A 21,476-nucleotide genomic window follows, 5' to 3' on the forward strand; every position below is an offset into this window, starting at 1 on the left:
ACATTTACAAAGCCTTCGATTGGTTAATAGCGGAGAGCATGGCTTTTCCCATGCCTGAAGGGCTTTCAGCTATTACCACGCTCGCATTCCGTAGAGCTTTAATTTTATTCCCGGCAGCGCCTTCGCTCCCAGAAATGATAGCGCCTGCATGTCCCATTCGCCTTCCAGGGGGAGCAGTTGTGCCCGCAATATAGGCTGCAACAGGTTTGGTCATGTTCTCCTCAATCCACGTTGCTGCCTCTTCTTCGGCAGATCCACCAATTTCGCCAATTAACATTACTCCGTCTGTGTCTGGGTCATCTTCAAACAGTGTAAGTGCGTCAACAAAATTGGTCCCTATTATTGGATCACCACCAATTCCTATGGCTGTAGTCTGTCCCAGGCTATTCTGAGAAAGTTGATTGACAGCCTCGTATGTGAGCGTGCCGGATCGACTGATAACTCCGATCCGACCGGTCTTGTGGATATAACCAGGCATAATCCCGATTTTGCACTCTTGGGGAGTAATGATCCCAGGGCAATTTGGGCCAATGAGGCGGGTTGAATGTCTTTCTAAGTAGTGCTTTACGCGAATCATGTCTAGGGTTGGAATGTGTTCGGTTATCGTAATGATTAAGGGAATGCCTGCTTCAGCTGATTCCATGATTGCGTCGGCAGCAAATGGTGCTGGAACAAATATGATTGCTGCGTTAGCTTTAGTCTCTTTGACAGCCTCGCGGACGGTTGAAAATATAGGGACGCTTTGTCTGTAAGTATCTGGCCGGCCTTGGACTCCACTGTGGTCTGTTGTCCCTTCAAATACTATCTGTTCTCCGGCGCGAGTTGGGTGTGTGGCTGCAACAACTTTCGTCCCATACGCGATACATTTGTCGGTATGAAAGTGTCCGGCACTGCCGAGCCCTTGGATTAGAAGTCTAGTGTTTTTATCGACGAGAACGCTCATTGGGAGAGCCTCACGATTTGTACTGCGCCGTCCTTCATTTCTGCGGCAGAGATTACGTTTAAGCCAGACGCATTTATGATTTGTCTGCCGAGGTCGACATTGGTTCCTTCTAGGCGAACTACTAGGGGTACCTTTAGACCTGTTTGCATTACTGCTTCAACTATCCCGTTAGCGATAACATCGCACCGCATGATCCCACCGAAGATGTTGACGAAAATTCCGCGAACTTTTGGATCTTGAGTGATGATTTTGAAGGCGGCAGTGACATTTTCAGTACTAGCGCTACCCCCAACGTCAAGGAAATTAGCTGGTTCGCCGCCAACTTGCTTAATCATGTCCATCGTGGCCATAGCGAGCCCTGCTCCATTTACTAAACAACCGATATTGCCAGTTAACTTAATAAAGTTAAGTTCATACTTACTAGCTTCTATCTCTGCAGGGTCCTCTTCACTAAGGTCACGGAGTTCGAGCAGGTCTTTTTGCCGAAACAAAGAGTTATCGTCGATAGAAAATTTCGCGTCAAGCGCGATTACTTCATCGTCTTGAGTTACTACTACTGGGTTTAACTCAATCAGGTCACTATCAACGGTTTCCGCTAACCTACTAACACGGCTTATAAACGTGCTGCAATTTCGGAGACTGTTCCCTCGGAGGCCTAATTTCCAAGATAACGCGTGTGCCTGGAAGGGAAGAAGGCCTAGTGCTGGGTCAATTGTTTCTTTAAGAAGCGTACTTGGGTTGGCACTAGCCAATTCTTCTACGGCTGTCCCTCCCTGGTCTAATGCTAATACCATGTTTCTGTGTTGTTTACGGTCTAGCACAATGGAAATATATAGTTCACGTCTGATTTCGACACCCTGTTCGATATATAACCTGTTTACGAGCTTTCCTTCATGCCCAGTTTGTGTAGTTACGAGAGTAGATCCGAGCATTCTTCTAGCGAGGTCCCGGACCTGCTGTTCAGCTGACTTAACCCCCTGTTGAAGGTCTGCACGGACTACGTTAATACCAGGCAGGTGGGAATCCTCCAAGAAACTACCTTTACCTCGGCCACCAGCGTGAATCTGGGCTTTGACAATTAGAACTTTATAACTCGAGTTTTCCAGGAGAGGACGAACGGATTGAACAGCTTCGTCGACTGTGTGGACCATGCGTCCCTGGGGGACCATAATGCCGTGTTTTTGTAAGATATGCTTTGCCTGGTATTCGTGCAAATTCAAAAGAGGCTCCAAACTTGTTTCGGCACCTTAAATATTTTGAAGAGTGAGAGGCATTCAGAAAAAATCCCGCTTCTTCTTCCGTTCCTCTTCTACCGTTATTCTATGGTTCAAGAATATTCTACGAGGAATTTCGTGGTTATCCCCTCTACAACCGGGGCTACAGTAGTTTAACCTAAAGTCTATTTAAGTTTTTGGTGTTATTTCTAGCAACCTCATGTTTATTGGACTAACGGTAATTGCGACAAGGATTAGACAGCGGAAGGATACGATACGTCACTGTTTCCGTTGAATCTAGCTCAGGTGTTTGTCAATCGTTACAGGGAAGTTCGTGCCATGTCTATGTGATGGAGCCTAGGACATTTTTGTCCAGACTTAGAGCATTTAGAAAGTCCCATAGCATAGAAATGGGATATTGGCCTTTTGGCTTGTGAAAAAAACTTAAGTGATCCTCGGGTGCGTCCCTTTTCGTTCTTATCGTTTAACCCGTTGCTCTTTAGAATCCAGAGGCCATTCAGTACAAATATGGTGACTACTTTGTGCGAAAGCGTCGGGATCTCTGAGTTATCCTGGCTTAAGGCTGGCATGACGACAGTCTGATTACTGTGACTGGTAAGCTTGATTTAGGGCCTGTGAATAGTTGACCCTAATTGAGGTGACGCATGGATCCTGTGATGCTACAAATTGGACCTGTGATGATTCGCTGGTACGGCTTCCTCATAGCTATGGGTGTGATGCTCGGTACCCTTTGGGCAGCCAGATTGGCTGTGAGGCGTAATTTAGACGTTGACGCCTTGTTAGAGATGGCTCCCTATCTTGTGTTTTCAGGATTAATTGGCGCCCGCCTTGTATACGTGATTACTAGCCCACAAGCTTTTTTCGGACTAGATGGCAGATTTCTTGACGTAATAAAGATTTGGGAGGGCGGGATAAGTATTCATGGTGGAATTTTGGGCGTGATGATTGCTGCCCAGGTTTTCACGAAAATTAAGAAGATAAACATGTGGTCCTATTTAGACCTTATGACCCCGCTTGGCGCACTAGGCATTATGGGAGGTAGGGTCGGTAATTTCCTTAACGGTACTGACACAGGAGGAAGGCTTACCGAGTGGGGTATAGGCTTTGTTTGGCCGAAAATTGGCTCACCAACTTTCGGGGAATTTGGGCGACTTTTTTTCGGGGATACATTATGGCGGTATTATCCCCCTGCCTGCGGTTCCGTAATTGCAGGAGGAGATTCGTGTGTTGTTCATCTTACTCCGCTCTACGGCTTCCTAGTTGGCCTAATACTACTGTTTGTTTCTCTTTGGGCTTTACAAGGTCGTAAGTCTCCGGGTTTTGCCTTTGCGCAGTTTGCGCTTTGGTATTCTATATTGCGAAGCACTATAGAAGAGCCTTTTCGAGACAACCCGCTTTTTTGGAAGGTTTACCTCAACGATCAGGTGGGCATTGGGGGATTAACTTTAACGCAAATTGTAAGTGTTCCGATAATATTACTTGCTATATATTCTTTGCTAGTTATAAATTCCAATAGAAATGTTCAGTCTGATCAAATAGCTGTTAGTGATAGGCGTCCTTGATGAAAAATGATGGTCTGTTGAGGCCAGAAGATAACGAAATTATGAAAAATAAAGGCAGGGGTTGTGGTGCTATAAGTCCTGCGGTTGATCCCCCAACTAAATCTTCTCGAAGGCCGTTGGCGGTTGTTGTGCTCGCCGGAGGCAAAGGCACCAGGATGAAGTCTTCTATTCACAAGATGCTGCAACCGTTAGCAGGTAGGCCGATGCTTGAATATGTTCTTATGGCTGTCTCGGGTTTATCTCCCGAGCGCACTGTCGTAGTAGTTGGTCATGATGCGGAGGCAGTCTCTGCTCGCTTCAGGAAATCGGGAATTAGCTTTGCTTATCAATCAGAACAGCTCGGTACTGGTCACGCTTTACTTCAGTCGTACCGGATCTTAAAAGGTTTTGGGGGCGATATTTTGGTTGTTAATGGAGATGCACCTCTAATTACCACGGGACTACTAAGAAGGCTTTATCGTCATCATTTAGTTAAGCACGGCAATATGTCGTTACTAACCTTCTGCGTTAAAGATCCCAACGGTTTTGGCCGCATATTCCGGAAATCTGACGGGCGGGTATCACGAATCATTGAACACAAGGATTGTGATGTTGAGGCTCTTGGCATACATGAGGTAAATACGGGTCTTTATGTATTTGACTATAGGGTATTTGATTTAGCTCAGGATATCTCAAACTCAAATCATGCAGGAGAGTACCTAATTACTGACCTAGTACAGCTATATACGGAGGGGGGTTATAAGGTCGAAGCTGTTAAGGGTGCTGGTTCGGTAGGGGTAGCTTTAGGTGTTAATGATCGAAGTCAACTGGTTGAGGCTGAGAAAGTTTTAAGGCACCGGATCAGGCAGCGATGGTTAAAAAGGGGGGTTACCTTTACGGATATCAAGTCAATTACAATCGATGACACGGTTAGCATTGGGCGTGCTGTTGAACTTGGCGCGAAAGTCAAGTTGTTAGGTACAACCTCAGTTGGAGACTTAGCCCAAGTTGGAGCGCACTCTGAGTTAACGGATTGTGAAGTTATAAAAGGCGCCGAGGTGCCCTGCCATACAGTCGCAAAGAACGAAAAATTTGATTCCTAGAGTAGGTGCTAGAGATAGAAATACGAGCCATAATTAGGGCAAGATACGTGGTAAAGTACGTCTAATGAAGATGTTCAACAAACCAGCTGCGGTTTTGGCTCTTGAAGACGGAACAATATATAAAGGCTTTGCGTTTGGCTATACCGGTAGGACCGTTGGTGAAGTGATTTTTAACACCTCTATGACGGGGTATCAAGAGATACTTACCGATCCTAGCTATAACGGGCAAATTGTTACCATGACGTATCCGCACATCGGAAATTACGGAGTATCTGTTTACGATATGGAATCAAACAGGCCATACGCTAAAGGATTTATTGTTCGTGAGTTTAGTAGAACTGCCAGTAATCACAGGTCCAATCAAGATCTACAAAGCTTTATGGAACAGCATAAGATTGTAGGTATTGAAGGTATAGACACACGAGCTCTTACCCGGCGTTTACGTAGTGGTGGCGTGATTAAAGGCGCAATTATTCATGGTGAGACGAACGCTGAATCAGAGGGAGCGTTGGTTCGTCAAGCCAGAGAGCATGAAGACATAGACGGGAGGGATATGACTCCTGAGGTGACAACTGCCCTTCCGTACGCTCGGCCAACCTTTAGAGAGAACCCTAGGGTGGTTGTTATAGATTTTGGTATCAAACACTCGATCGTGTATAAACTTGAGTTAGCGGGAGCAGAGGTAATAGTAGTGCCAGCACAGACAACCCCAGCTCAAATTATGGCTCTTAACCCTTATGGCCTGGTTCTTTCAAACGGCCCTGGCGATCCCGATGGGCCGACCTATGCTCACGACACTGTGTGGCAGCTTCTAGGACTGCTGCCGACATATGGGATTTGCCTCGGACATCAGTTACTGGGATTGGCTGTTGGCGGCCGGAAGTTCAAATTAAAGTATGGTCATCATGGTGCCAACACGCCAGTCAAAAATGTCATTACGGGTGCTGTTGAGATAACCAGCCAGAATCACAACTACGCTGTTGATATTGATACCTTACCTAGTAAGCAATTCCAAGCGACACATATTAATCTAAATGATGGCACTCTCGAGGGAATGGCTCATACACGTTATCCAGTATTTAGTGTTCAATACCACCCAGAAGCAAGCCCAGGTCCTCATGATGCTGGGTACCTGTTCCACCGATTTATCGAAGAAGTTAACGCTTTTGAGGGGGCATCTGCTTTACCCGCAGTTAGGAACCAAAGCCTTATTTAGCTCATTAGACGAAGTCATAAGATTGAAGTGTAAAAACTCAGTTTAGCGTTTGGGCAGGATCATTCCGCATTTTACGTTGGCGGGATAGTAGGTAGAGGCCTAAACCGAGAGGACCTGCAAACATTGTCAGAATGAGGTAAAAACCAGACCGGATCCTCCAGTATTTAGCGTCTCGAAATATCCAAACCCCGGCGAATAAGTCCAATGTTATGAAATGTGTCCAAGCAACTACCACGCCCCAGTCACTTGAGAGAACAGATTTAAGCCCTTCAAAACTGAGATTAAATCCCCCAAGGTTGGTAGAAATAGCTGAGGCTATTACAAGAAAGTAAATACATCCAAAGGCTATAAAAGGCCAATAGCTAGTGACAAGGTTTTGTGTGAACTTGTTACGCGGGAAAAGAATCATGGAGACCCAGAACGGTATTGATAATAATTGAATGAGCTGCAAGAAATTATCGGCCATGAGTTAGTTTAGTCGATATGAATTCGGATTGATTTGATCAATAAACAATCCCGGTTCTTATTGCCAATCTAGTTAGCCAAGAGAAGTATGAAAAGTTACAGTTCATTGGTATCGTACCAAAGTGTCACTGGCCCCATATTTACTAACTCAATTTCCATCTCAGCTCCGAAGACCCCTGTGGCAACCGAGGCGTCCTCATCAGAAGCCTGAGCGATAAATTCTTTATACAGAGGCTCAGCAATCTCGGAAGGAGCAGCTTCGGAGAATCCTGGTCGATTGCCACGTTTTAGCTCTGCGAAGAGGGTGAATTGACTAACTACAAGCATCGATCCGTTAGCGGTTTTGAGGTCAAAGTTCATCCGGCCCGCTCCGTCAGGAAAGAGGCGAGCCCTTATGATTTTTTTTGCGAGTGCCTGAGCGTCTCTCGTACTGTCGCACAGGCCGATACCTAAAAACACCAACAAGCCTTTATCTATTTGGCTTAATGTGTCTCCGTTTACTTTTACCTCTGCTCGTGAGACTCTTTGTACGAGGGCTCTCATTTTTTGTAGGCCTCCTTTACGACGTCAAAATTCATTGTCTAACATTTTCTCTTCCAAGGTTAATTACCTGGAAATTATTAAAGTAAATTCTTTTTGAAAGAAGTCGTACTTTATAAAGCATCTTCTAAAGATTTGGGTCCAAGGGTATCCAAATGCTTTTTGAGGGCCTTCATGTCCTCCCACATTTGCCATTTGGGACCCCCTTGGTCACGACTGGGGTTCCTTAGTAGATAAGCTGGGTGAAACAGGGGGAAAATAGGAATTTGGTTCCATGAGTACCATTTACCGTGAGTTTTCGTAATCCCATCCAAGGTCTGAAGAAAATATCGAGTAGGAACATTACCGAGTGTTGCAATAACCTGTGGTTGGATAAGGTTGATCTGTTCCATCAAGACAGGTGTGCTAGCCGCAATCTCGGCGGGCTTGGGGTTACGGTTCTTGGGCGGCCTAAATTTGACGATATTAGTTATATAAATATCGTCCCGGGTGATTCCTACACTCGAAATAATCTTATCGAGAAGTTGGCCAGCCCTACCGACAAAGGGGCGGCCACTTTGATCTTCTTCTTGGCCAGGCCCTTCACCGATCAACATAAGGTCAGCGTTCGGATTACCTTCGCCAAATACTTGATTCTCGCTTAAATCGGAGAGGGCTTGTGGTTTCTGCGAAGCAAGGCGTTCAAGTTCATCCAAGGTCACGAGTTAAGCATACCAATGTCGCTGATTGAGAAATCCTGATGTGTTCATAAATCGGCAGGAAGAGGCAAATTACAAATGGATGGACCGAAAAAAATCGGTCCATCTAAATTCGAGTAATTACGTTCAACCCTATATAGGTGGTCGCAAAAAATCTAGAGACTATTGCCGGGCCATATAGGGTTATTTTTACAGGTTTGGTTTCGTGAACGCATAACCACGTCTAGGTTATTTGCAAATATCCTAATCCTGACCTAATTATTTAAGCTGATGTTGATTAATAGGTTAATCATCGAACTGGATTAGGATTACTTTGTGTCGGTGTACTTAACATGGGGCTTTAGCTAATTGCGGTCTAATGATTGTGTAAATCTTAATTAGGTTCTAGTTGTTTCTTACGCTATTTGATGGAATCAATTAGCTGTGATACTTACTGCTGGTTACGTGACCTTCACTAAAAGATTAATCTTTCAGATTTGGGGTTTGTGGTCCTAGTTGAGGCAAGATCCCAGGCAATATCAGGCCTTCAAAGGCCTGATATTGCCTGGGATCTTGATGGTTGCATCTGATGTGAGGAGGTCTCCGAGGTCTTGTTGTAACCTTGCAGCGTCCTTCCAATCGGACTGGAAATAGCAAGATTCACATTCCAGCTCTGTGAATCCTTCTGTGAAATAAAAAGTTACTGTCTGCTTGCTTCCACAATTTGGGCAAGGAATTCCTTCTTTAAAACCCTCCGCATCCATGTTGTTTAGTCTAACGCATTGATTCGACTACTCTTTAGGGGTACCGCATTTGGCGTGACCTAAGTGACCTTCATTGCTTGTTGTTTGGTGGTGCTTCTTCTAGTTCTTCTGCTATTGCCTGTAATACAAGATCCTGAGTTGCGTCAATGCCAGCGTCTACAGTGGCCCCTGCTGCTACGATATGGCCACCGCCACCAAGGCCTAAGCATATTTTCTGAGCTGAAACACCGTGACGCGTACGGATACTTACTTTTGTGGTGGTTCCCCGCTCTTTTAGGAGCACTGCAATCGAAGTACCCTCTGCGTAACGGATTAGCCCAATAAAATCTTCTGAATCTAGTAAAGCTCCGCCTGGGCCACTCCGCATTTGATCTGTAACGCGGGCGAGAATCACTCTGTCATCCAAAGCGAAATCCACTGTGGACATGACTTGTGCGAGGAGAACATAGTATTCCTTGGGGCGCCATTGCAGTCTATCGGTAAGTTCAGCATAGTTCAGTCCCGTCGAGAGAAGTGCAGCTACGGCTTGTAAGGCATCTGGGGAGGTATTAGCAAAAGTAAGGAAGCCAGTATCAGTAAGAATACCGGTGAGGCATGGTATTGACAGATCTTGGTTCCAGGACACCCCAAGGTGTTCAACCAAGTCTTTGATTATTAAAGCGGTAGCGGCTTTGTTAGGGTCTATTAAGGAATAGTCGCCGAATAATTCGTTGGTTCCGTGATGATCAATGTTGATGGTCATTTTGGCTGATTCCATAGTTACGCCGGCTACTCGTGACGCTGTTGCAGCATCAAGTGTAATAAGTAGAGATTCGGCTAGTGAGAAATCTATTTGGGGGACCAATTCATTCGGTTGGGGCAGAAATTCCAGAAAGTTTGGTACTACAAGGCTAACTATTGTCGATTTGCCCATAATCTTTAGGGCACGGTTGAGCGTTAAGGTACTTCCGACCGCGTCGCCATCAGGGTCTACATGAGTCGCAAGGACAATAGGGCCTTGCCAGCCTAAAAGGAAATTAGCGATTTCAGTAAGTTTCTCATGGTAATTGGACTCAACGTTACTTTGTTCATTTGATGTCATAAAGACGATGATAACCGCGAGTACGGTTCAGGGTGCCATCTGAATTAATTAAGGTGGTGGAGTAGATTGTTGCTTAACTGGCAGTTTCTGAACTCTTTAAGCCGGATAATGATAAATGTGCCAATAAGTTTTAAGTCTCGATTTCCAGAGAACAATATTGGTCGAGGTCATCTCCTTCTTTTTGCCCTTCTAGGTGTTGCGGCGATGATTGTGGATGATTCGCAGCCTAAACCCGCAGCGGTAAAGGTTAATGAAATACCGCCACCCGTAATTGAGGCCAGCGGGAAGTTCGCGTTAGTATTCCAAGAGTCCCGGGCTGCTACTTTACGTATCGAAGCCCGGTTTAAAGGACAAAAAACTACGCCAACCCCGATAGGCATTGGTAGCGGGTTTTTTGTAAGTGAAGCTGGCCATGTAATGACTGCTTATCACGTTGTAGAGTCTCAGCGAATCAACAATTGGCCTGTAGAATATGTGGGGATAACGTCTAGTGGTGAAGAATATGCCCTAAAGCTAATTGGTTTTGATGCTTATGTTGATCTTGCTATGCTTAAAACTGATACCCAAAAGCCAGTACCTTACCTTCAACTAGCTCTTGACCCGCCGCGACCGGGCCAAGAAATTGTGACAATTGGAAATAGTAGGGGCGAGTATTTGGAAGATCGTAGTGGACAAGTAACTCGTCTGGGGGTTGGGGCGCCAGAGGCGACATTTGCAGACGGCACGATAGAGCTTACCGCTTCTCTCGGACCTGGTGACTCTGGCGGCCCAGTCCTAAATGGTAATGGTCGGGTAATTGGCGTAGTAAGTTACATTAGCTTTAACCCGAAAGAAATGAGTTCAGAGGAAAGCGGATTTATTCCCCCATTCTTGCTAGGTCGTAAATTACCCAGAGATTTTGCATCTTATGCGGTTCCTCTATTGAAGGACGGTAAGATAGTTGAAGCATTGTTTTTGGGAGTAGCCCGAGATATTCCCGTAATCGGATTTAGCTGGGCTGGTTTCGATTATGAGCCTCTTAGAGATAAAGAGCTTGATCTAGGGCGTGAGCCTGGGACAGTTATTGGTAATATTGCCAATGGTGGCCCAGCCGCGGTAGCTGGACTAAGAGGTATCCAGAGTTATCCGATCTTTGATTCTGGCCGGCGGGTAGGCACTCGGATTGAAGCCGACGTAATTGTTGCTGTAGATGAAGAGGGGACGCCCAATTTTCATTCCTTAGTTGAGGTCCTGCGGCGCAGAAACGTCGGTCAGGAAGTAAAGCTAACTGTTCAGCGGGGAAAAGAGACCCTGAGGATCAACTTAAAACTCGGTGCAAGGCGACTAGTGTTCAGATGAACCATTGTTTCCAGAGGAGAATATTAAACGACTATCGAAACAAGAAAGTAAAGTTCAGATAAGGTGCAGGGCTTTGGTGGGCGATGGTGGATTTGAACCACCGACCTCGTCGTTATCAGCGACGCGCTCTAACCGACTGAGCTAATCGCCCTTGTTCAGCCGAAAACGGCTGCGAGTCTATCATGGGGATGAGGGGCGGTCAAGGAACATTTAGCCTACACAAAAAACATATGAAGAGGTTAAGAAGGTCACGAGGCTGGGGTTTATGCCTACAGAGGCCAAAGGTTAGGTAGCCTTGTTCTGCCAATTCACGTGTTTAGTAAGCCTGGGGGGGTAAACCAGTTTTAGAAAAAAGCTTTATCGTGTTGATTGTTACAAAACCTTTCATTCCAAACGACGATTACCCTTCCTAAACAGTTATAGATTTTACCTGTTGCTAGGAAGGGCATGACCGCGGTTATCATATGTGTATGATCGAGCGTATTTATTTGGCTAGGCCTCGTGGGTTTTGTGCCGGCGTGGTAATGGCTATCAAGGCCGTAGAAAACGCTGCTGAAGAGAATGATCTTAGCGGGGCAGGTGATATATCTGTGTATCACGCTATCGTTCATAACGATACCGTCGTCGGTCGGTTAGAGCGTGACCATGCACTTCATTTTGTAGAAGATCTGGAAGAGCTACAAGGGATTCGGAACAGGCTTGAGGATCAAGGTAATCGACTGGATTCCACTGTAGTTTTTAGTGCGCATGGCGTTAGTCCATCCGTTAGGGAGAAGGCCAGCCAATTAGGGCTTACTACGATTGATGCAACCTGCCCGTTGGTTACGAAGGTTCATAGCGAGGCCAAAAAATACGCCCGTTTGGGATATCAGATCCTTTTGATAGGTGACTCTTCGCATCATCAGGAGGTTATAGGCACGCTTGGGGAAGCACCTGAAGCAACCACTATGGTTAGTGTCTTAGGGAACCGCAAGTACGATCCTGACCTTGCAGATCCCTACACTGTTGAGGTGCCAGATCCAAACCGGGTAGCTGTATTGACTCAAACTACCTTATCGGTTGATGATACGCTCCGAACAGTAGAAGTTCTTCGCCGTCGATTCCCAAAATTGGTTGTACCGCCCAGAGACGATCTTTGTTTTGCCACCAAAAATCGTCAGGATGCCGTTAAGGCTATTGCGCCTAATGTGGATCTCTTCCTTGTAGTCACGAGTGATTATAGTTCAAACGGGATGCGGCTATTTGAGTTGGCTGAAAGCCTAACAAATAGGGCTTATCGGGTAGAAGGCCCTGAAGGACTTAAGGAGAGTTGGTTCAGAGATTCGAGGAGCGTAGGAATCACTTCGGCTGCTTCTACGCCGGAAGATCTAGTGCAAAGTATTGTTACCTGGTTTAGAGACCTAAATCCGGATCTTGGCCTTATTGAAGAGGGAGATTGGGAGGATATCGCCTTTAGGCACCCAGTTAGAGTCCCTCCATCGTGAAGAATCAAAAAGTGGGAAAGTTGGAAAGGTGGCCGGTTAGCGTTGCTCCGATGATGGATCGGACAGATCGGCACTTCCGGGCTTTTATGCGTCTAATCAGTTCAAAGGCTCTCCTATACTCTGAGATGATTACAACTTCCGCCATACTGCACGGTAATCGACAGCATCTTCTCGGTTTTAGTGCTCAAGAAAAGCCGCTCTCGTTGCAGCTGGGTGGTGACGATCCCCGTGCTTTAGCAGAGTGCGCTACCGTTGCTGAAGGACTGGGTTATGACGAAGTCAATCTTAATGTTGGTTGTCCTAGCAATCGTGTACAAGAGGCTAATTTTGGGGCCTGCTTAATGAAGATTCCTGAAAAAGTGGCTGAAGGCGTTCAAGCCATGCGTAATGCAGTGAATATTCCAGTTACGGTTAAACATAGGATTGGCGTAGACGATAAAGACCACTATAAAGATCTCGCTCATTTTGTGCAGATTGTTGCGGAATCAGGAGCGCAACGATTCTCAATACATGCCAGGAAGGCGTGGCTTTCAGGTTTAAGCCCTAAGGAGAACAGGGAAATACCGCCCCTTCGATATGAAGATGTTTACCGACTTAAAAGTGAATATCCCCAGTTAACTATCGACATCAATGGTGGAGTTACGAAAATAGATCAAATACGGAAACATTTGGAAAACGTAGATGGTGTAATGGTTGGACGAGCTGTCTACCAGGACCCATTTTTATTTGCTACGGTTGATCAAGAGTTTTACGGTTCTACTAAGTTCTGTCCGAGTCGGCGGGAGGTTATTGAGGGAACAATTGCTTACGCAGAAATGTGGTTAGAGCAAGGTCAAGAGCTTAGGCGAATTTGTCGGCACCTTATCGGCTTGATGAAAGGATGTAAAGGCGCAAGAAGTTGGAGGAGGACTCTCAGTGAGGGATTTTGCAAGGTCCAAGCAGGAACTGAAGTGTTATTAGCTGCTATCGAAACGGTGCCGGATAATGTTCTTGATGATAGGCCCCTAATCAAAGAAGCTTAGAGTTACAAATACCTTCGACAATAGTTGTTATTCCACAGATATTCCTGAGATTATGCGCTCCTAGGAAATATGGAGAGAGCTCTACAAGGTTCCGAGTCACGCGACTACCTCTCGGAACTTATTCGTCCGAATAGTAAGTCTCCTATTTCAAATTCGTCTGGGGAGCCAGTCGGGTTGTTGAAGCTCTGATAAACTCCATTGTATGGAAAGCTACTGGCTACGAGGAATCCGAGGCGCTACCTCGGTCGAGGAAGATGAAAAAGAGGGTATCCTTGTCTCGACTGAGGAACTTCTTTCTGCGATGCTTGAAGCAAATAACCTAGATGATTATGAGGTGATTGCAGCTATATTTTTCACGAGTACTCCGGACCTAGTTTCCGCCTTTCCGGCTGAAGCAGCCCGTCATCTGGGATTGAGCTTAGTCCCACTTCTTTGTTTTCAAGAGATTCCAGTGATTGGTTCGATACCGCGTGTGATTAGAATAATGATCCAGGTGAACACAACGAAGAGGCAGGATGAAATAAAGCACATATATCTGGGTGATGCTAGTGCCTTGAGGCCAGATCTTGTTTAGGAACTAAATAGGACCTAAGACGGATTGGCGTCTTAACTTTAGACGCTTTTGCAACTAAAGAATGGGGATGCTTAGTTGGAAGCAAAAACCCCAATAATCTTACTGAAGAAAGCTTTTGAAGCAGCTGTCGAGGCAGCTTTACCTTCTCGGGTTTTGCCAGGTCACCTTCCTCCTTACCCTGACGGGAGGCTCATAGTGATAGGTGCTGGCAAGGCTGCTGCCTCTATGGCCCAGGTTGTTGAAAGGCACTACGAAGCTCCTTTGGAAGGGGTAGTCGTTACTCGTTATGGACATGCACTCGCAACTGAAAAGATTAAAGTGATAGAGGCCGGGCATCCTGTGCCAGATAAAGCTGGCCAGAAAGCTACAAAAGAGCTTCTTGATTCTCTACAAGGTCTGTCTAGACAAGATTTAGTATTGTTTCTTGTTTCAGGTGGAGGATCAGCGCTTTTGGTGGCACCGACCGGCATAACGTTTCAAGAAAAAAGTAAATTGACTAAAAACTTGCTAACCTGCGGCGCGGACATCTCTGAGATTAATTGTGTCCGCAAACATCTTTCCTTAGTTAAAGGTGGTCGACTCGCTGAAGCCGCGTATCCTGCGAAAATAATGACGTTAGCAATCTCAGATGTGGTTGGAGACAAACCTAGTGTCATTGCCTCAGGTCCTACCGTTCCTGACCCAAGTACCTATAGTGATGCGTTAGAGATATTGGATCGATACCACATCGTATCTCGAGGTGCTAGAAAGCACTTTGAGCTAGGGATGTTAGGGCAGATAAGTGACACCCCTAAACCCGGAGCATTTCCAGAGAATCGCGTTGCAATGAAGGTCGTAGCAACAAACCAAACAAGCTTAGAGGCTGCCGCAAAGGTCTTTGCGGAGGCTGGGATAGAAGCCCACATCTTGAGCTCCAACATTACGGGTGAAGCTCGGGTAGCTGGTACAGAGCAAGCTGCAATAGTTAGAAGGATAATAGAGAAATCTTTACCCTTACGGGCTCCGTGTGTGCTTTTATCCGGTGGGGAGACAACGGTTACTGTAAGTCACCAAGGACGTGGCGGGCCCAATGGGGAATTTGCTCTAGCCCTAGCTCTAGGCTTACCTCAAGATCTCCCTCTATACGCGTTAATCGCAGATAGTGATGGCATTGATGGTAGTGAAAAAAATGCAGGTGCTTTCCTCACGCCAGCTCTATTTGATGTTGTTTCTCGCGAACGGGCCCTTTCTCTTCTCGAAAATAACAGCAGTTATGAATTTTTTGATCACGCGAAGCATCTTTTTTTTACCGGACCCACCCACACTAATGTTAACGACGTACGCATTGTTATGATTCTAGATAGTTGATTAGCCTGTCGACTAATTTTGGATTAGATCAATTGATAGTGTTGGGGATAGGGTTAAACTCTGAATGAAGTGAGTAAAGCAGAGTCGACCAGTGTAGTTTGCGCAAACTCAAAATATATCGAGCGAGCAGCTGAGATTCTGCTCGCTGGAGGATTGGTTGCTTTTCCAACAGAAACCGTTTACGGTCTTGGCGCCTTAGCCACGGATGATCAGGCAATTAGTCGACTTTTCTCAGCGAAAGGACGTCCAGCAGAACATCCTGTTATCGTCCACATCGGTAGTGTAGATGGTCTTGAGGGCTGGGGAAGGTCCATTACGCAGTCAGCCTACGATCTAGCTGAGGCATTTTGGCCTGGACCATTGACCTTAGTGGTTTCACGTTCTCCTGGGGTGTCGGACAAGGTAACAGGAGGTCAAGATACTGTTGGAGTTAGAGTTCCTTCCCACCCTGTCGCCCAGGACCTTTTGCGATCTGTCGGGGAAGCTATTGCCGCGCCTTCTGCTAATCGATTTGGGCGGATCAGCCCAACGTTAGCGCAGCATGTATTTGAAGACCTTGATGGGAAAATCGACCTTATTCTTGATTCAGGCGCTAGCAAACTTGGTTTGGAGTCTACTATTATTGATGTTAGGGGACCGCGACCGCGATTATTAAGACCAGGATTGATTTCTGCGGAAGATGTAATCGGTGTTTTAGGGACCAGACCTCTTCCGTATGATGGTGCGACTACGAGAGCTCCCGGGCTTCTTGCCCGGCATTACGCCCCAAATACCCCTGCTAGGCTGCTATCCCGTGAAGAAATCTTGATGTTAGAAAAAGGTAGCCGCGGCCTTGGGGTACTGTCCCGGGAGAACAGCCGAACGAGATTTCTTGGAGACTGGCGGGTTATGCCACAAGACCCAATCAACTACGGCGAACAACTCTACGCCAATCTTCGTAACTTGGATCGCGAAGGGATCGTAGAGATCTTAATTGAAAATGTCCCAGATGAAGCCGCATGGGCAGCGATATATGATCGTCTTGCACGCGCAACTAGGAGGTAAACCGTGACTAAGTCAAATCCACTAGCCGCCATTGTCATGGGGAGCTCGAGCGATTGGGAGACCATGTCGCGAGCTGACGATATTCTTGACATTTTAAAAGTACCTCACATTTGCCAAGTAATATCTGCGCATCGGACGCCAGACCGTATGGCTAAATTCGCATGCAGCGCAGAGAGTCGCGGAATTGCCGTGATAATTGCAGGGGCGGGTGGTGCAGCACATTTACCGGGCATGATCGCTGCGCACACGCACTTACCAATACTCGGAGTCCCGGTCAGCAGCCAGTCTCTGAACGGCTTGGACTCTCTTCTTTCTATAGTTCAAATGCCCCGAGGGATACCAGTCGGGTCACTTGCTATCGGTAAGCCTGGTGCAGAGAATGCAGCTCTCCTTGCAGTCTCCATACTTGCTTTGACAAGGCCTGCGCTTCGGGATCGGCTTATTGCCTACCGGGGGAAGCAAACAAAAGAGTCGCTGGAAAGTGAACTCCCTAGTCAAAACTTCAGTCGCGATCTATGAAAGGCCGCGTTCTTCCTGGAGCTACGGTTGGGGTTTTTGGTGGCGGGCAGCTTGGGAGGATGTTAGGTTTTGTGGCTAAGAGAATGGGTTATCAGGTAGGAGTTTTTACGCCTGACGAAGGAGGACCTGCTTCTCAGATTGCGGATTGGACAGTAACGGCACAATACGAAGATCTAGACCGGATAGAGGCGTTCGCAAAGCGGACTGATGTAATTACAATGGAATTCGAAAATGTCCCCGGCGCGTCTCTTCGGCATGCTAGTCAGTATGCGCCGGTGTTGCCGGATCCTTCTGTTCAGGAAATAGCTCAGCATAGGATTAGAGAAAAGACCTTTCTTGCGAAGAACAGTTTTCCCATAGCTGCAAATGTTTCAGTAGTAACCGACGAAGAATTGGTTGCTGGTGGCAGGTTCGTTGGTTTTCCGGCTGTACTTAAAACTGCTGGATTTGGTTACGATGGGAAAGGACAACGTTATGTGGAAAACGCAGAAGAGCTTCAATCAGCGTGGGGATCCCTTGGCCAAAGTCCGGTCGTTTTAGAAGCTTGGATTAAGCATGAAATGGAAATCTCAATAGTAATCGCTCGAGACTCCTTAGGAAGGTCCGTGGTTTATCCCCCGATTGAAAATAGGCATCATAATCACATCTTGGATTTATCGTTAGCGCCAGCGTTAATCGATAAACGAATTAAGCAGGAAGCGATTAGTCAGGCCTTAGCCCTTGCAGAGGCATTAGAACTGGTTGGGGTGATGGCCATAGAGTTTTTTTTGACACAAAGTGGAGATTTGCTGATTAATGAGATCGCGCCGAGGCCGCATAACTCAGGACATCTCACTATTGAGGCTACGGTTTGCAGTCAGTTTGAACAACAACTTCGGGCAGTATGTGGACTTCCGCTAGGCGACACAACCCTGCTGCAACCGGCAGTAACAGGGAATCTTTTGGGAGATTTGTGGGCTTCCGGTGAACCAAATTGGTCGGCAGCAGCTGAAATTAGGGAGGTTTCCATACACCTCTATGGCAAGGGGGTCGCTAGGATAGGGCGTAAAATGGGCCATTTAACGGCACTACATTACGATCGCAACGAAGCAGAACGTAAGGTGATTGCTGCTCGAAATGTGCTTGTAAAGCCTTGACAATTCAATTTTTAGCTTGATGTTCCGTTTTCAATAAACTTGTTCGAGACAATATTTTTCGCGTCTTGTTTCTAGCGGTTTATTGAAGGAGCTGCCCAAATTTTGTTCCGAGCTAATTATTCCTCCTAGACAGTATGAACCAAGCAACTTGATTTTTGTCTGTCTGCCTTGCTACTATAGGCAGGTTTGTGGTCCCCCCCCGGCTCGCAGCGATGAGTTAGGGGGCAGATTTGCGTCTGGAGCAGGTCGTTTTTGACCCTCAACCACAAAATATTTTATGCGTCGGTCGCTCTTGGTGAGCGATTCGGGAAAGAGAGTGGTTACGCTGCCAACTGTGAACCAGCTACTCCGCAAGGGGCGGAAAAGGCTTGCCAAAAAGACTAAGGTCCCAGCCCTAAAAGGGAGCCCGCACCGACGTGGGGTGTGTACTGTGGTTAAGACTCAGACACCTAAAAAGCCTAATTCAGCCTTACGAAAGATTGCTCGAGTTCGGTTATCGACAGGTTTTGAGGTAACGGCTTATATTCCTGGCGAAAAACACAACTTGCAGGAACACTCAGTCGTACTAATCAGAGGTGGTCGTATAAAGGATCTTCCCGGAGTCCGTTATCACATAGTCCGTGGTGCTTTAGATGCCCAGGGCGTTGAGATTGGTCGCTTCGTGCAAAGAAATCAGGCTCGTAGCAAATATGGGACAAAGAAGCCGAGAGGATGAGGACATAAATGGCGCGTAGAAGAAGGGCCGAGATCCGCAAGCTTGAGGCTGATCTGGTCTATGGGGACACTACAGTTACGGCATTTATTAACAAGTTGATGCGTAGCGGGAAAAAGAATCTTGCTAGTAGAGTATTTTATGGTGCCTGTCGACTGATCCAGGAACGTAGCGGTCAGGAACCATTAAAGGTGTTCCGGCAGGCTTTAGATAATGTTAGGCCCAGGATTGAAGTAAAGAGTCGTCGAGTCGGTGGTGCAACTTACCAAGTTCCTGTTGAAGTTGGGCCCCGAAGAGCCCAGTCTCTATCGTTAAGGTGGCTTGTTGCTGCGTCAGATACCCGACCAGAACGAACCGCGGTCGAGCGAGTCGCTGGAGAAATTCTGGATGCCTCAGGAAGTCGTGGAGGAGCAGTTAAAAAACGTGAAGATATCGAGCGGATGGCGGAGGCCAATAGGGCCTATTCGCACTACCGCTGGTAAGGAGAACCAAGCTGCCTGTCCCTAAGCGTTTAGGGCGGACAGGTATTTTTTTGGGAGTTGCTTATGCCAACGCAAATTGAGATAGATCTGAGCAAGACCCGAAACATCGGGATAGCAGCGCATATAGATGCTGGTAAAACCACACTGACTGAAAGGATTCTTTATTTCACAGGAAAGATCCATAAGGTTGGGGAAACTCATGACGGCGCTTCTCAAATGGACTGGATGGCCCAAGAAAAAGAGCGCGGTATCACAATTACTTCAGCAGTAACAGAAGCCTTCTGGGGTGATACCAGGATTAACATTATTGACACTCCGGGGCACGTTGATTTCACCATGGAAGTAGAGCGGTCCATGCGTGTCCTAGATGCAGCTGTGGCGGTGTTTGATGCAAGTCAAGGGGTTGAGCCCCAGTCTGAGACTGTCTGGCGTCAGGCTGATAAGTATCAGGTCCCTCGCGTCGCATTCGCTAACAAGATGGATAAGACCGGAGCTGATTTCCAACTCGTTCTCGATTCTATGGAAGAGCGACTCGGGGCCAATGCAGTTCCAATACATTGGCCGCTTGGGGCAGAAGATGAATTCGCTGGTTTGATTGATTTGGTCGAGAGGAAGGCCTATTTATACAATGACGATTTAGGTGAAGACATTGTTATTAGTGAAGTCCCAGCTGAGTACGCCGAGGTAGCTGAGGAAAAACGCTTGTTAATGGTTGAGAAACTTGCCGATATTGATGACGAGATAGCACTTTTATTTTTAGAAGGCGAAGAAGTTCCGAGCGAGCTTATTCATGCAGCTATACGTAAAGGGACTATCGAGCTTGAGATTTTTCCTGTTCTTGCTGGTTCAGCCCTCAAAAACAAGGGCGTACAGCGCGTTTTGGATGCCGTTGCGCTTTACCTACCGAGTCCGCTTGATGTTCCAGCCATTCAGGGTGTAGTGCCTGACACTTTGGCCGAAGAGACCCGCGTAGCCGAAGAGGATGGGCCAACCGCTGCCCTTGCTTTTAAGATCATGACTGATCCCTATGTCGGGCGCGTCACTTTTGTGAGGGTGTACTCAGGAGCTTTGGTTTCCGGTTCATATGTTTACAACGCTACACAAGGTACTAGGGAACGGATTGGTCGGTTGATGAAGATGCATGCCAATAACCGTGAGGAAGTCGATCGGATAGGAGCAGGCGACCTAGGCGCAGTCATTGGTTTGAAAAATACGACGACAGGCAACACTCTGAGTGACACCGAGAACCCTATCCTACTGGAATCGATTGAGATTCCAGACCCGGTCATTACAGTGGCGATAGAGCCGGCCTCGAAGGCGGACCAGGACAAGTTATCTGCTGGCTTGGTTAAACTTGCTGAAGAAGACCCTACGTTCCGAGTCGAGACAGATAGTGAAACTGGACAAACGAAGATTTCGGGTATGGGCGAGCTTCACCTAGAGATTATTGTTGATCGGTTGAGACGTGAATTTAGTGTCAACGCGAATGTGGGTGCCCCCCAAGTTGCCTATAGAGAAACCATACGACGGCATGTTGATGTGGAAGGAAAATTTGTCCGGCAAACTGGCGGCCGTGGGCAGTATGGTCATGTGAAAATAGAAGCTGAACCTTTAGCTCGGGGCTCAGGCTTTGAGTTTGAAAATAGCGTTGTAGGAGGATCTGTCCCACGGGAGTATATCTCCGCAGTTCAAAAGGGGGTAGAAGAGGCTTTACAAAACGGCCCCTTACTTGGATTCCCCATAGTTGATATGAAAGTTAAACTTTATGATGGTTCATATCACGAGGTGGACTCTTCTGAAATAGCCTTTAAAGTTGCTGCAGGAATGGCTATTCGCGAAGCTATGGCTAAAGGCGATGCCGCAGTCCTGGAGCCGATTATGCGCGTTGAAGTAGTAACCCCTGAACAGTATTTGGGTGATGTGATAGGCAATCTTAATTCCCGACGAGGACAGATCCAGGGTATGGAACCCCGGGGTAGTGCTCAGGTCGTTAATGTCCACGTTCCATTGTCAGAGATGTTCGGTTACGCGACGGATCTACGCAGTCTAAGTCAAGGCCGCGCTACTTTCTCGATGTTTCTCGACCATTACGCCGAAGTGCCGAAGAGTATCCAGCAAGAACTGGTTAGTAATTAAAGGAATCTGGAGGAAAACATGGCTAAGGTTGAGTTTGAGCGTACCAAACCTCACGTGAACGTTGGAACGATCGGGCACGTTGATCATGGAAAGACGACCCTTACGGCGGCGATTACG

At 46.8% G+C, this 21,476-nt stretch carries 22 protein-coding genes and 1 tRNA gene; 15 read left to right on the forward strand and 8 right to left on the reverse strand.

The window, feature by feature from the left end; translation table 11 throughout:
* Window positions 1–4 precede the first annotated feature (4 nt).
* Entirely contained in the window at window positions 5–943 is a 939-nt protein-coding gene (locus tag CMO31_08680; GenBank protein ID MAZ54067.1) for a succinate--CoA ligase subunit alpha, read from the reverse strand.
* Window positions 940–2,163, reverse strand: a complete 1,224-nt coding sequence (locus CMO31_08685) for an ADP-forming succinate--CoA ligase subunit beta (GenBank protein ID MAZ54068.1) — start codon at window positions 2,161–2,163, stop codon at window positions 940–942. Before CMO31_08685 ends, CMO31_08680 begins: the two co-directional genes overlap by 4 nt.
* 659 nt (window positions 2,164–2,822) lie before the next feature.
* Here CMO31_08685 and lgt point away from each other — a divergent pair.
* The 3 genes from lgt to CMO31_08700 all read left to right on the forward strand — a co-directional run bounded on the left by lgt (window position 2,823) and on the right by CMO31_08700 (window position 6,038).
* On the forward strand, window positions 2,823–3,740 hold the full coding sequence (gene lgt, locus CMO31_08690) for a prolipoprotein diacylglyceryl transferase (GenBank protein ID MAZ54069.1): 918 nt from the start codon (window positions 2,823–2,825) through the stop codon (window positions 3,738–3,740).
* On the forward strand, window positions 3,740–4,822 hold the full coding sequence (locus tag CMO31_08695) for a hypothetical protein (GenBank protein MAZ54070.1): 1,083 nt from the start codon (window positions 3,740–3,742) through the stop codon (window positions 4,820–4,822). The genes lgt and CMO31_08695 overlap by 1 nt, the downstream gene beginning before the upstream one ends.
* Window positions 4,823–4,886: 64 nt before the next feature.
* Entirely contained in the window at window positions 4,887–6,038 is a 1,152-nt protein-coding gene (locus CMO31_08700) for a carbamoyl phosphate synthase small subunit (GenBank protein ID MAZ54071.1), read from the forward strand.
* Between the two features lie 37 nt (window positions 6,039–6,075).
* Here the strand turns inward: CMO31_08700 and CMO31_08705 are convergent, their stop codons facing one another.
* The 5 genes from CMO31_08705 to CMO31_08725 all read right to left on the reverse strand — a co-directional run bounded on the left by CMO31_08705 (window position 6,076) and on the right by CMO31_08725 (window position 9,565).
* On the reverse strand, window positions 6,076–6,504 hold the full coding sequence (locus CMO31_08705) for a hypothetical protein (GenBank protein ID MAZ54072.1): 429 nt from the start codon (window positions 6,502–6,504) through the stop codon (window positions 6,076–6,078).
* Window positions 6,505–6,599: 95 nt separating this feature from the next.
* Window positions 6,600–7,046: a D-tyrosyl-tRNA(Tyr) deacylase gene (locus CMO31_08710; protein ID MAZ54073.1), complete on the reverse strand. Its 447-nt coding sequence runs from the start codon at window positions 7,044–7,046 to the stop codon at window positions 6,600–6,602.
* Window positions 7,047–7,156: 110 nt separating this feature from the next.
* Window positions 7,157–7,738 (reverse strand): uracil-DNA glycosylase, encoded by a 582-nt coding sequence (locus tag CMO31_08715; GenBank protein ID MAZ54074.1) that lies wholly within the window; start codon window positions 7,736–7,738, stop codon window positions 7,157–7,159.
* A gap of 521 nt (window positions 7,739–8,259) precedes the next feature.
* Complete coding sequence (locus CMO31_08720; GenBank protein ID MAZ54075.1) at window positions 8,260–8,484, reverse strand: hypothetical protein; 225 nt, start codon at window positions 8,482–8,484, stop codon at window positions 8,260–8,262.
* 70 nt (window positions 8,485–8,554) lie between these two features.
* Window positions 8,555–9,565 carry an exopolyphosphatase gene (locus CMO31_08725; GenBank protein MAZ54076.1) on the reverse strand — a complete coding sequence of 337 codons (1,011 nt, stop codon included), beginning with the start codon at window positions 9,563–9,565 and terminating at the stop codon, window positions 8,555–8,557.
* Between the two features lie 66 nt (window positions 9,566–9,631).
* Here CMO31_08725 and CMO31_08730 point away from each other — a divergent pair, with 66 nt between their 5' ends.
* Window positions 9,632–10,903 (forward strand): hypothetical protein, encoded by a 1,272-nt coding sequence (locus tag CMO31_08730; GenBank protein MAZ54077.1) that lies wholly within the window; start codon window positions 9,632–9,634, stop codon window positions 10,901–10,903.
* 74 nt (window positions 10,904–10,977) lie between these two features.
* Here the strand turns inward: CMO31_08730 and CMO31_08735 are convergent.
* Window positions 10,978–11,054 (reverse strand) — tRNA-Ile (locus tag CMO31_08735).
* A 319-nt stretch (window positions 11,055–11,373) separates the two neighbouring features.
* Here CMO31_08735 and ispH point away from each other — a divergent pair.
* The 11 genes from ispH to CMO31_08790 form a co-directional block, all read left to right on the forward strand.
* Window positions 11,374–12,387 (forward strand): 4-hydroxy-3-methylbut-2-enyl diphosphate reductase, encoded by a 1,014-nt coding sequence (gene ispH / locus CMO31_08740; protein ID MAZ54078.1) that lies wholly within the window; start codon window positions 11,374–11,376, stop codon window positions 12,385–12,387.
* Window positions 12,388–12,437: 50 nt separating this feature from the next.
* On the forward strand, window positions 12,438–13,409 hold the full coding sequence (locus CMO31_08745; protein MAZ54079.1) for a tRNA dihydrouridine(20/20a) synthase DusA: 972 nt from the start codon (window positions 12,438–12,440) through the stop codon (window positions 13,407–13,409).
* Between the two features lie 202 nt (window positions 13,410–13,611).
* Complete coding sequence (gene aroH / locus CMO31_08750; protein ID MAZ54080.1) at window positions 13,612–13,983, forward strand: chorismate mutase; 372 nt, start codon at window positions 13,612–13,614, stop codon at window positions 13,981–13,983.
* A 75-nt stretch (window positions 13,984–14,058) separates the two neighbouring features.
* Window positions 14,059–15,330: a glycerate kinase gene (locus CMO31_08755; GenBank protein MAZ54081.1), complete on the forward strand. Its 1,272-nt coding sequence runs from the start codon at window positions 14,059–14,061 to the stop codon at window positions 15,328–15,330.
* A gap of 117 nt (window positions 15,331–15,447) precedes the next feature.
* Window positions 15,448–16,374 (forward strand): threonylcarbamoyl-AMP synthase, encoded by a 927-nt coding sequence (locus CMO31_08760; protein MAZ54082.1) that lies wholly within the window; start codon window positions 15,448–15,450, stop codon window positions 16,372–16,374.
* Window positions 16,375–16,410: 36 nt separating this feature from the next.
* Window positions 16,411–16,893, forward strand: a complete 483-nt coding sequence (gene purE, locus CMO31_08765; GenBank protein ID MAZ54083.1) for a 5-(carboxyamino)imidazole ribonucleotide mutase — start codon at window positions 16,411–16,413, stop codon at window positions 16,891–16,893.
* On the forward strand, window positions 16,890–18,029 hold the full coding sequence (locus tag CMO31_08770; GenBank protein ID MAZ54084.1) for a 5-(carboxyamino)imidazole ribonucleotide synthase: 1,140 nt from the start codon (window positions 16,890–16,892) through the stop codon (window positions 18,027–18,029). Before purE ends, CMO31_08770 begins: the two co-directional genes overlap by 4 nt.
* Window positions 18,030–18,354: 325 nt before the next feature.
* Window positions 18,355–18,744 (forward strand): 30S ribosomal protein S12, encoded by a 390-nt coding sequence (locus CMO31_08775; protein MAZ54085.1) that lies wholly within the window; start codon window positions 18,355–18,357, stop codon window positions 18,742–18,744.
* 8 nt (window positions 18,745–18,752) lie between these two features.
* The gene (locus tag CMO31_08780) at window positions 18,753–19,223 is read left to right on the forward strand and encodes a 30S ribosomal protein S7 (protein MAZ54086.1); all 471 of its coding nucleotides are present in this window, start codon (window positions 18,753–18,755) and stop codon (window positions 19,221–19,223) included.
* A gap of 63 nt (window positions 19,224–19,286) precedes the next feature.
* Complete coding sequence (gene fusA, locus CMO31_08785) at window positions 19,287–21,359, forward strand: elongation factor G (protein ID MAZ54087.1); 2,073 nt, start codon at window positions 19,287–19,289, stop codon at window positions 21,357–21,359.
* An 18-nt stretch (window positions 21,360–21,377) separates the two neighbouring features.
* On the forward strand, window positions 21,378–21,476 hold a 99-nt coding region (locus CMO31_08790; protein ID MAZ54088.1), incomplete at its 3' end, for a hypothetical protein.

It is taken from the genome of Trueperaceae bacterium (genome assembly GCA_002707365.1).
GTDB lineage: Bacteria > Deinococcota > Deinococci > Deinococcales > Trueperaceae > UBA6957.